Origin of the sequence: Kribbella pratensis (genome assembly GCF_004365355.1) — a bacterium.
In the GTDB taxonomy this organism is placed as follows: domain Bacteria; phylum Actinomycetota; class Actinomycetes; order Propionibacteriales; family Kribbellaceae; genus Kribbella.
The window spans coordinates 78,313-87,505 of sequence record NZ_SODP01000002.1; the positions used below are offsets into that span (position 1 = coordinate 78,313).

The window sequence follows — 9,193 nt, forward strand, 5'->3', positions numbered from 1 at the left end:
CTGTCAATAGCTCGCGGCGAATTCAGAAACTAATTTAGGGAGTAACCGATGAACACGACCGCAAAAGTGGCCGCAGCGGTCGCGAGTGGGTACCTGCTCGGCCGCACGAAGAAACTCCGGCTCGCCATCACGGTCGGTGGCCTGCTGGCCGGCAAGCGCATCGCGACCGATCCCCGCGGGATCGTCCACCAGCTGAACGGCATGATCGAGCAGAACCCCGAGTTGTCGCGGTTGTCCGGGCAGGTACGGGGCAAGCTCGTGCAGGCCGGACGTGACGCCGCGATCGCCGCTGCGAGCCAGCGACTGAACAAGGTCAGCGACTCCATTCGCGGACGTACGGACAAGCTGTTGGCCGGTCCGGGCGATGCTGTCTCCTCGCGTTCTGACGACGAGGACGAGGACGAGTACGAGGACGAGTACGAGGACGACGACGCCTACGAGGACGAGGACGACGAGGGCGACGAGGACGACGAGGGCGACGAGGCCGACGAGGCCGACGAGGCCGGGGGCGACCGCGAGGACCGCGGGCAGGATCGGTCCCGGGAGGACTCCGAGGACGAGAGCTCTCCGGCCGACGAGGACGGCGGACGCCGCCGCGGCCGCCGGCCGAGGCGAGGACGCCGCACCTCCAGCAGCGGATCGGCTGACGGCAGGCCGTCCGGCGGTGCATCGTCACGCAGGTCGTCGAGCAGCGGACCGTCGCGCAGGTCGTCCAGCGAGGGATCCCCGCGCAGGTCGTCGAGCAGGTCGTCCAGCGGCGGATCGTCACGCAGGTCTTCCAGCAGCGAATCCTCGGGCAGCGGCTCGTCGAGCCGGCGGCCGTCCGGTCGCCGTAGCGGTAGCCGCTCCTCGGACAGCAGCTCCGCCGAGAGCAGCTCCGGCGGCAGTAGCTCGGGCGGCGGCTCAGGCGGCGGCTCGGGCGGCAGCTCCGGCCGCAGTAGCTCCGGCGGCAGCGGTTCGGGCGGCAGCTCGGGCGGTAGTAGCTCCAGTAGTAGCTCGAGCGGCGGTGGGCGTCCGGCGCGTAAGGCCACGGCGAAGAAGACCGCGGCCAAGAGCGCGGCGAAGAAGACAACCTCCGCAGCCACGCGGCCCGCCAAGAAGGCGCCGGCCAAGAAGGCGCCCGCGAAGAAGGCCGCAGCCAAGAAGACCTCCGCCCCGCGCAAGACGGCGGCGAAGAAGACCGCAGCAGCGAAGAAGACAGCCGCGAAGAAGACCGCGGCCAAGAAAACCGCGGCGAAGAAGACCGCAGGTTCCGCCCGGAAGCGTGGGTGACGGTGATGGCCGACCAACAGACCAAGGACAAGGCGCTCGAGAAGGCCCAGCCTGATTTCCTGTCGTCGATCCTCGACGAACTACCGCTCGACCGGCTGAAGAGCGAAGTGCAGGACGCCCTGACCGCAGTGGCCGAGCGCGCGATCGACGCGGCCGGTGACAAGGTCACCGACCTGACCACCAGGCTCACCGACGTCGCGGACGGCGGCAGCCTGCTCGGTGGCGGCCTCAAGGGCGGGATGCTGGCCGGCGCGCTCAAGGGAGGGCTCTCCAGCGTGATGGACAAGGCGAAGGACGCGCTCACCGGCGGTGGCGGTGGCGGTGGCGGCGGCAGCAAGCCGGGGAAGGCGACCAAGGCCACGAACATCGTCGAGTCCGTCGATGTCGGTGTGCCGATCGATATCGTCTACGACCAGTGGACGCAGTTCCAGGACTTCCCGAGCTTCATGAAGAAGGTCGAGAACGTCGAGCAGCAGTCCGAGGAGAAGGTCACCTGGAAGGCGAAGATCGTCTGGTCGCACCGCACCTGGGAGGCCACCATCCTCGATCAGGTCCCGAACGACCGGATCGTCTGGCGCTCCAAGGGTCAGAAGGGGCATGTCGACGGCGCCGTCACGTTCCACGAACTGGCGCCGAACCTGACCCGGATCCTGGTGGTGCTCGAGTACTACCCGCAGGGCCTGTTCGAGCGGACCGGGAACATCTGGCGCGCCCAGGGCCGCCGTGCCCGGCTGGAGCTGAAGCACTTCCGCCGGCACGTGATGACCCGGACCATCCTCAAGCCGGACGAGCTCGAGGGCTGGCGCGGGGAGATCCACGACTCGGAGGTCACCCGCGGGCCCGACGAAGAGGACACGTCGGACGAGTACGACGAGGACACCGGCGAGGACACCGGCGAGGACTACGGCGACGAGGCCGAGGACGACCAGGACGAGCAGGACGACGTACCTGAGGACGACGAGGACGACGTACCTGAGGACGAGTACGACGACTCCGACGAGTACGACGACGAGGACGCGCCGGACGACGAGGCTGACGAGGACGAGGCCGAAGAGGACGAGGCCGACGACGGCGAATCCGAGGACGAGTACGCGGACGACGAGTACGACGACGAGGTTGACGACGAGGCCGACGAGGCCGACGAGGCCGACGAGGCCGACGAGGCCGACGAGGCTGAAGGCGACGACGCCGAGGAAGACGACGAGGCGTACGACGACGAGGACGAGTACGACGAGCCCGAGGACGAGGACGACGTGGCCGAGGACGAGGCCGACGGCGGCGCGGACGACGGCGCGGACGACGAGTACGAGGACGAGGACGCGTACGACGACGAAGAGTACGAGGACGAAGAGGACGACCGGCCGTCCCGCCGGCGGGCAAGCTGACGACAGGATCGGGAGGTAGTACCCATGACGGTTTCGGCCGTTGGACAACGCCGCTCAGGTGGCGGTTATCTGGAACGCCCCGCCCCGAGCGGTCTGGCCGATGTCATCGACAGCATCCTCGACAAGGGCCTCGTGATCGACGCCTACGTCCGGGTTTCGCTGGTCGGCATCGAGCTGCTCACCATCGACGCCCGGATCGTGATCGCGAGCGTGGACACCTATCTGCGGTTCGCCGAGGCGACCAACCGGCTCGACCTGTACGAGCACGGCGGCAAGGATCTGCCCGAGATGATCGGACAGATGCAGGAGAGCGGCGGGCGCGGTCGGACCAAGGGCATCCTCAGCGGCGCGAAGGAAGCGATCCTCGGCTCCGACGACGACGAGGACGATGACGAGGAACTAGAGCGTGCGGAGCGGCCGCGGCGCCGGCCCCCGAGTAAGGCCGCGGCGCGCCGCCGGAGGTCGGACAGCGAATGAGCGAATCGGACGAACTCTACTACGTCTACGGCGTCACGTACGACGACGTGAAACTGCCCGAGGGCGTCGACGGACTCGACGACCGGCCGATCGATCTGGTGCGCGACGGGGTGCTGGCAGCCGTGGTCAGTGAGGTTGCCGGCGGCCACCGGATCGGACGGAAGGCGCAGCTCCTTGCGCACTGCCGGGTCCTCGACGCCCTCGCCTCCCAGGCCGCGGTCATCCCGCTCCGCTTCGGCACGGTGGTCGCCGGCCGTGCCGCCGTGGCCGACGATCTCCTGGGAGCCCAGGCGGAACGGTTCAAGGCGATCCTCGAACAGTTGGCCGGGCGGTCGCAGTTCACGCTGCGCGCCCGGTACGACGAGGAGCGCGTGCTGACCGAGATCGTGGCCGAGGATCCCCGGGTCGCCGAACTGCGGGAGCAGACCCGCGGCAGGCCCGAGGACTCGACCATGAACGCGCGCATCCAGCTCGGCGAGCTGGTGTCGTCCGCCCTGACTCGCAAGCGTGAGGTGGACACGCCTGCCGTGCTGGAACCGATCGCCTCGTATGCCGCGGCGTACAGCATGCGGGAGGGACGCGGCGGTGTCGACCAGCTGGTCGACGTCGCGTTCCTGGTCGAGGACGACAAGCGGTCCGAGTTCGACCGGGCCGCCGAGTCCGTCGCGCGCGCCCTGACGGGGCGTGTCCGGCTGCAGCTGATGGGCCCGACCGCGCCGTACGACTTCGTTCCTGAGGATTGAGCATGGGTCTCCTGTCGGGTCTTCTCACGCTGCCGCTGGCGCCGCTGCGTGGCACCGTCGCGGTCGCGGAGCAGATCCGGCAGCAAGCGATGCGCGAGTACTACGACCCGGGACGGATCCAGCGTCAGCTCGAAGATGTCGAGCGGCTGCGGTCGGAGGGCCTCATCGACGAAGCGGATGCGGAGGCGCTCGAGGACGAGCTGCTCGAACGTCTACTGGCCGGCCGGGGGCTGATGGAAGGAGGGCGCTGAACCGATGGCGACACCACGGAAGACCACCACCTCAGGTACCGCTGAGAAGGTATCCCCCCGCAGCGACGCTGCTCCCCGGAAGAAGGCGGCCGCGCCACGCAGGACGGCCGCGAAGCGGACCGCCCCCGAGGCAGCTGAGCAACCGGCCGAGAAGATGCCTGAGAAGGAATCCAGGCCGGCCCGCAACGGTCGCGTGCCGATGCGGCAGGTTGTGCTGCGGGCGGCCGGCGAGCTGCAGGAGCTGATCGGACGCGATCCGGAGAGTGTCGTCGGCGTCGAGCGCCTGGACGGCGACGAGTGGAAGATCCAGGTCGAGGTGGTCGAGTCCCGGCGGATCCCGGACACCACGTCGATCCTCGCGATCTACGAAGTACTTGCCGATAGCAACGGATCGGTGGTGTCGTACCGCCGCGCCGGCCGTTATGTGCGCGGCAAGTTCGACGAGCGGGACGGCTCATGACCATGCGGTCGCAGCCGTACAACGCCGCCGGCGGCCGGCCGCAGCCGGACAGCCTGGCGGACCTGCTCGAACGGGTCCTGGACAAGGGCATCATCATCGCCGGTGACATCAAGATCGACCTGCTCGACATCGAGCTGCTGACGATCAAGATCCGGCTGCTGGTGGTGTCGGTCGACAAGGCGATGGAGATGGGCATCGACTGGTGGACCAGGGACCCGATGCTTTCCAGCAAGGCCCGCGGATCCGACGAGGTCGACGGCTCGGACAGCGACGAGCTCGAGGACCTGCGGCGGCGGGTCGCCGAGCTCGAGGCGGACAAGGAGCAGCTGGAGGCCGACCATGGCTGAGACCGGCGCCTACATCTACGCCGCCTGCCGCCGGATCGAGCCCGGCGCTCTCGACGGCATCACCGGCTTACGCGACGCCCCGTTGCGGATCCTGCACCAACGCGACCTGGCCGCGGTGGTCAGCACGGTCGACCTCGACGAGTTCGGCGAGGAAGCGCTCCGGCATCACTTCGAGGATCTCGATTGGCTCGAACAGGTGGCCCGCCGGCATGACGAGGTCATCCGCGCGGTCTGGCTCGCGAGCGGTCTCGTCGCGCCGTTCCGGCTCGCCACCATCTGCCGCACCGACGACAACGTCCGTGAGCGCCTCGAGACGAGGTACGACGAACTCACACGCGCGCTGGACCGGGTCGAGGGCCGCAGCGAGTGGAGCGTCAAGGCGTTCCTGCCCGCGGAGCCTGTGAACGCCGCGGCAGACACGGACGACGACGAGGCCGCATCGACGGGTACGGCGTACCTGCTGCGACGCCGTCGTGAGCTCGATCAGAGGCAGCAGGCGGCCGTCGACGCCGACGCGATCGCCGAAGCGATCCACCACGAGGTCGCTGTCGCCGCGCAGGCGTGCCGCCGGCTGCCGCCTCAGGATCGGCGCCTCACCGGCTACGCCGACCCGATGATCCTGAACGGAAGCTACCTCGTCGACGACCGTGATGCCGGGTCCTTCCGGGCCGTCATCGACCAGCTCGTCGCGCAACGGCCCGCCGTACGGCTGATGGTGGACGGCCCGTGGCCGCCGTACTCGTTCACCACACTGGAGTCGACGTGAACGAGGTCGATGCCCGTCTGCAGAGCCAGCCGATCAGCGTCGTCGACCTGCTCGACCGGCTTCTCGGGACCGGCGTCGTACTGGCCGGCGAGGTCGTCATCTCAATGGCCGGGGTCGACCTGGTCCAGGTGCATCTCGCCGCGGTGATCCGCACGGTCACGGATGAACTGGAGACGATGCGATGACCAAGCTCCCCCAGCGCCTCGAGACCGATGCCGACCATGTCGAACGTGACCTGGTCCGGCTGGTCCTGACGATCGTCGAGCTCGTTCGTCAACTCATGGAACGGCAGGCCCTGCGGCGATTGGACGCCGGCGGCCTGTCCGACGACCAGGTCGAGGAACTCGGCCTCGGCCTGATGCGCCTGGAGGAAGCGATGACCACCCTGCGGTCCCGCTTCGACCTGACCCCAGCAGACCTGAACCTCGACCTCGGTCCACTGGGTTCCCTCCTCGACCAATGAGGTGAAGCCATGCGAGTACTACGAGGTGCGGGCGGCGCCGGGCTCTGGATCCTGGCCACCCTGCTCATGCTGGTCGCACTGATCCTGTGCGTGACCATCCTGCTGCTTCCGATCGGGATCCCGCTGTTCGCCGTCGGGCTCCGCCTGTACATGCGCGGCGTGAAACTGTTCCTGCCCCGGCCGAAGGACGTCCGGCAGGCGGGCGAGAAGGCCGCCAAGGACCTGGGCAAGCAAGTCCACCGGACGAAGAAGGACATGGGCAAACGGGCCCACCACACCACAAAGGATGTGGGCAAACGAGCGCCCCGGACCCAGAAGAAGGTCGGCAAAGGGTCCCGGCGGCTCTGGTCGTCGGTGACCGGGCACTGAGGAGCCGTCATGAGACTGGTCGTGAGGTTGCTGGTCAACGCGGTCGCGCTCGGGGTCGCGATCTGGGCGCTGTCGGGGATCACGCTGCAGGGATCGAGCACGACCGCGCGCGTCATCACGCTGCTGGTCGTCGCCGCGATCTTCGCGGTGGTCAACTCGTTCGTGCGGCCGCTCGCCAAACTGCTCTCGTTGCCGTTCATCGTGCTGACACTGGGTTTGCTGATCTTCGTGATCAATGCGCTGATGCTGCTGCTCACCTCCTGGATCAGTGGCGGGCTCGGCCTCGCGTTCCATGTCGACGGCTTCTGGACCGCGCTGGTCGGCTCGCTGATCGTCAGTGTCGTGAGCTGGCTGCTGAATGTCTTCCTGCCCGACGATCTCGAAACCTGATGAAGGAGTGAACGATGGCCAAGGAATCCCTGGGCGAAAAGCTCGAGAAGCAGGTGCAGAACCTCAAGGGCGGACTGAAGGGCGTCGCCGACAAGCTCACGGCCGAGGACACCGATCCACGTACCGTCGGGATGGCCGGCCCCATCAGTGGAGCCCGCCCACCGGTCCACCGCGAACGCGAACAGACCAAGGAGCAGTTGTACGCCGAAGCCCGACGACTCGACGTGAAGGGCCGCTCGACGATGACCAAGTCCGAATTGGAGCAGGCGATCCGCGCTGCTCGCCGCTAGAGCCATCTGGATCGGCGTTGCCCGCGAGCAGCATGTTTTGGTGCGAATGCGGGCACCGGATGGTGCTGTCGCGTTGACAGCACGGCGACGCCGATCTGGTTGGACCATCAGCCTGTCAACGGCCCGCCACATTCGTGAAAGAGGAGCGTTATGAAGCGGGCCGCAGGCATCAACGAAGCACGATCGATCCTCACCACATGGTTCGGCGTCGAAGCCGCCGACTGTGACGAACTGCTCTGCACCTGGTCGGAGCAAACCCAGGCACCGGTCGGCAAGCTCGCCGCGGTGCTGATCCACGAGATCGGGGAAGGCGAGCCAACCGTCGAGGACCGAGTGCTGGTCCGCTTCCTGGAGGAACGCCTCCGCCGTCTACCAGCCGACGAAGCAGCCTCCGATCTACTGATGGCGGAGAATCAGTCAAAGCACTGACGAGGCAGTGCCTGCGGATTGCGGGCGGGTACTGAAGGGCATGGCATCTGTTTGGACGGAAACCGCCGAGATCCCGTCGTACGACGCACTCGATGCTGACGTGAGTTGCGATGTCGTCGTGGTCGGTGGTGGGTGGATCGGGTTGACGACGGCCTTGCTGCTTGCCCAGGAGGGCGCCGGCGTGGTGGTGATCGAAGGTGGACGCATCGCTAGGCGCACCAGCGGAAACACCACGGGCAAGGTCACCTCCCAGCACGGCGCGATCTACGCGGCTCTGCGAGACCGGCATGGCGATGACGTGCCCCGGCTGTACGCGGACACCAACCAGAACGCGGTGACGCAGGTGGCAGCACTCGTCGACCGGCTGGGCATCGAGTGCCAGTTGTCCAGGACGCCGTCGTACGTCTACACCACCGACCCAACGACCAGCCTGCGCGATGAAGCGCAAACCGCGGCCTCACTCGGGCTGCCCGCGCAGCTTGTCGACGGTCAGGAGGTCGGCGTGCCGGCCGTTGCCGCGGTGCGGTTCGACGACCAACTCCAGCTGCATCCGGTTCGCTACCTGGCCGGGCTTGCACGCGCCCTCGTCGACGCCGGCGGTCGTATCTACGAGCAGAGTCGCGCGATGTCCATCGACGACACCGACGGCGGGGTCGAGGTGAAGGTTGCGTCCGGCAACGTTGTACGGGCTCGGCACGCCGTGACCGCGACGCTGCTGCCGATCGGAACCATCGGCGGCTACTTCGCCCGGACTGCACCCGAGCAGTCGCACGGCATCGCCGTACGCCTGCCGGTGGAGGCGCCGACCGGAATGGCCATCTCCGTCGACGCACCGGTCCGCTCCACCCGGCCATGGCCCGGCGGAGGCCCGACCGGCCTCATCGTCGTCGGCTCAGGTCACAAGGTCGGCCGGGCCGACGACACCAGAGCGGCGTACCAGGCGTTGGTGGATTGGGTCGGGTCGACCTGGAACTTCGATGCACAGCCGGAGTTCCGCTGGTCGGCGCACGACTACGCCAGCGCGGACCTCCTGCCGTACGTCGGACGCGCGCCGGGCAACGAAGGAATTCTGATTGCCACCGGCATGCACAAATGGGGCCTGAGCAACGGCACCGCCGCGGCCGGCGTACTCCGTGACCTGATTCTCGGCCGCGACAATCCGGCCGCGGCCCTGTACGACGCCGGCCGGATCGGCGACGCGCGGTCGGTTGCCGCAATGATCAAGACCAACCTCGAGGTGGGCAAGGAGTTCGCGACCGGTCACGCAGCGCGGATCCTGACCACCGGCCTCGACCATCTCGAAGTCGGAGAAGGCGGGCTGTACAACCGCGACGGCCGGACCGTCGGCGCCTACTGCGACCAGGACGGCGAACTGCACACTGTCAAACCGGTCTGCACGCACCTGGGATGCAGCCTGAGCTGGAACCAGGCCGACACGACCTGGGACTGCAGTTGCCACGGCTCCCGGTTCTCCCCCGACGGCTCCGTCCTCGACGGCCCCGCCACCCGGCCACTCGACACCGACTGATCAACTGCGCGTTCCTACCGCAG

General features: G+C 68.0%; 15 protein-coding genes. All 15 read left to right on the forward strand.

The genetic code is table 11. The annotated features are described in order from the left end of the window. Positions 1 to 48: 48 nt before the first annotated feature. A complete protein-coding gene (locus EV653_RS41190; protein WP_166679463.1) occupies positions 49 to 1,272 on the forward strand; it encodes a hypothetical protein in 1,224 nt (407 codons plus the stop codon). 5 nt (positions 1,273 to 1,277) lie between these two features. Continuing rightward, positions 1,278 to 2,657 carry an SRPBCC family protein gene (locus tag EV653_RS16850; protein ID WP_134104494.1) on the forward strand — a complete coding sequence of 460 codons (1,380 nt, stop codon included), beginning with the start codon at positions 1,278 to 1,280 and terminating at the stop codon, positions 2,655 to 2,657. Between the two features lie 24 nt (positions 2,658 to 2,681). Continuing rightward, on the forward strand, positions 2,682 to 3,134 hold the full coding sequence (gene gvpJ / locus EV653_RS16855; protein WP_134104496.1) for a gas vesicle protein GvpJ: 453 nt from the start codon (positions 2,682 to 2,684) through the stop codon (positions 3,132 to 3,134). Then, entirely contained in the window at positions 3,131 to 3,877 is a 747-nt protein-coding gene (locus EV653_RS16860; RefSeq protein ID WP_134104498.1) for a GvpL/GvpF family gas vesicle protein, read from the forward strand. Before gvpJ ends, EV653_RS16860 begins: the two co-directional genes overlap by 4 nt. Positions 3,878 to 3,879: 2 nt before the next feature. Continuing rightward, positions 3,880 to 4,128 (forward strand): gas vesicle protein GvpG, encoded by a 249-nt coding sequence (locus EV653_RS16865; protein ID WP_134104500.1) that lies wholly within the window; start codon positions 3,880 to 3,882, stop codon positions 4,126 to 4,128. Between the two features lie 4 nt (positions 4,129 to 4,132). After that, complete coding sequence (locus EV653_RS16870; RefSeq protein ID WP_202871710.1) at positions 4,133 to 4,588, forward strand: gas vesicle protein GvpO; 456 nt, start codon at positions 4,133 to 4,135, stop codon at positions 4,586 to 4,588. Further along, entirely contained in the window at positions 4,585 to 4,935 is a 351-nt protein-coding gene (locus tag EV653_RS16875; RefSeq protein WP_134104502.1) for a gas vesicle protein, read from the forward strand. Before EV653_RS16870 ends, EV653_RS16875 begins: the two co-directional genes overlap by 4 nt. Continuing rightward, a complete protein-coding gene (locus tag EV653_RS16880; protein ID WP_134104504.1) occupies positions 4,928 to 5,701 on the forward strand; it encodes a GvpL/GvpF family gas vesicle protein in 774 nt (257 codons plus the stop codon). The genes EV653_RS16875 and EV653_RS16880 overlap by 8 nt, the downstream gene beginning before the upstream one ends. Next, positions 5,698 to 5,886 carry a gas vesicle protein gene (locus EV653_RS16885; RefSeq protein WP_202871711.1) on the forward strand — a complete coding sequence of 63 codons (189 nt, stop codon included), beginning with the start codon at positions 5,698 to 5,700 and terminating at the stop codon, positions 5,884 to 5,886. The genes EV653_RS16880 and EV653_RS16885 overlap by 4 nt, the downstream gene beginning before the upstream one ends. After that, the gene (locus EV653_RS16890) at positions 5,883 to 6,164 is read left to right on the forward strand and encodes a gas vesicle protein K (protein WP_134104508.1); all 282 of its coding nucleotides are present in this window, start codon (positions 5,883 to 5,885) and stop codon (positions 6,162 to 6,164) included. Before EV653_RS16885 ends, EV653_RS16890 begins: the two co-directional genes overlap by 4 nt. A gap of 9 nt (positions 6,165 to 6,173) precedes the next feature. Next, on the forward strand, positions 6,174 to 6,533 hold the full coding sequence (locus EV653_RS16895) for a hypothetical protein (protein WP_134104510.1): 360 nt from the start codon (positions 6,174 to 6,176) through the stop codon (positions 6,531 to 6,533). Between the two features lie 9 nt (positions 6,534 to 6,542). Next, the gene (locus EV653_RS16900) at positions 6,543 to 6,923 is read left to right on the forward strand and encodes a phage holin family protein (protein ID WP_134104512.1); all 381 of its coding nucleotides are present in this window, start codon (positions 6,543 to 6,545) and stop codon (positions 6,921 to 6,923) included. Between the two features lie 14 nt (positions 6,924 to 6,937). Continuing rightward, the gene (locus EV653_RS16905) at positions 6,938 to 7,213 is read left to right on the forward strand and encodes a hypothetical protein (RefSeq protein WP_134104514.1); all 276 of its coding nucleotides are present in this window, start codon (positions 6,938 to 6,940) and stop codon (positions 7,211 to 7,213) included. 150 nt (positions 7,214 to 7,363) lie between these two features. After that, positions 7,364 to 7,642, forward strand: a complete 279-nt coding sequence (locus EV653_RS16910; RefSeq protein ID WP_134104516.1) for a hypothetical protein — start codon at positions 7,364 to 7,366, stop codon at positions 7,640 to 7,642. Between the two features lie 40 nt (positions 7,643 to 7,682). Continuing rightward, complete coding sequence (locus EV653_RS16915; RefSeq protein WP_134104518.1) at positions 7,683 to 9,170, forward strand: FAD-dependent oxidoreductase; 1,488 nt, start codon at positions 7,683 to 7,685, stop codon at positions 9,168 to 9,170. Positions 9,171 to 9,193: the final 23 nt, after the last annotated feature.

Excerpts from the sequence above, each read along its gene's own strand:
- EV653_RS41190 (WP_166679463.1), top strand. The coding sequence starts at position 49 with ATGAACACGACCGCAAAAGTGGCCGCAGCGGTCGCGAGTGGGTACCTG.
- EV653_RS16850 (WP_134104494.1), top strand. The coding sequence starts at position 1,278 with ATGGCCGACCAACAGACCAAGGACAAGGCGCTCGAGAAGGCCCAGCCT.
- gvpJ (WP_134104496.1), top strand. The coding sequence starts at position 2,682 with ATGACGGTTTCGGCCGTTGGACAACGCCGCTCAGGTGGCGGTTATCTG.
- EV653_RS16860 (WP_134104498.1), top strand. The coding sequence starts at position 3,131 with ATGAGCGAATCGGACGAACTCTACTACGTCTACGGCGTCACGTACGAC.
- EV653_RS16865 (WP_134104500.1), top strand. The coding sequence starts at position 3,880 with ATGGGTCTCCTGTCGGGTCTTCTCACGCTGCCGCTGGCGCCGCTGCGT.
- EV653_RS16870 (WP_202871710.1), top strand. The coding sequence starts at position 4,133 with ATGGCGACACCACGGAAGACCACCACCTCAGGTACCGCTGAGAAGGTA.
- EV653_RS16875 (WP_134104502.1), top strand. The coding sequence starts at position 4,585 with ATGACCATGCGGTCGCAGCCGTACAACGCCGCCGGCGGCCGGCCGCAG.
- EV653_RS16880 (WP_134104504.1), top strand. The coding sequence starts at position 4,928 with ATGGCTGAGACCGGCGCCTACATCTACGCCGCCTGCCGCCGGATCGAG.
- EV653_RS16890 (WP_134104508.1), top strand. The coding sequence starts at position 5,883 with ATGACCAAGCTCCCCCAGCGCCTCGAGACCGATGCCGACCATGTCGAA.
- EV653_RS16895 (WP_134104510.1), top strand. The coding sequence starts at position 6,174 with ATGCGAGTACTACGAGGTGCGGGCGGCGCCGGGCTCTGGATCCTGGCC.
- EV653_RS16900 (WP_134104512.1), top strand. The coding sequence starts at position 6,543 with ATGAGACTGGTCGTGAGGTTGCTGGTCAACGCGGTCGCGCTCGGGGTC.
- EV653_RS16905 (WP_134104514.1), top strand. The coding sequence starts at position 6,938 with ATGGCCAAGGAATCCCTGGGCGAAAAGCTCGAGAAGCAGGTGCAGAAC.
- EV653_RS16910 (WP_134104516.1), top strand. The coding sequence starts at position 7,364 with ATGAAGCGGGCCGCAGGCATCAACGAAGCACGATCGATCCTCACCACA.
- EV653_RS16915 (WP_134104518.1), top strand. The coding sequence starts at position 7,683 with ATGGCATCTGTTTGGACGGAAACCGCCGAGATCCCGTCGTACGACGCA.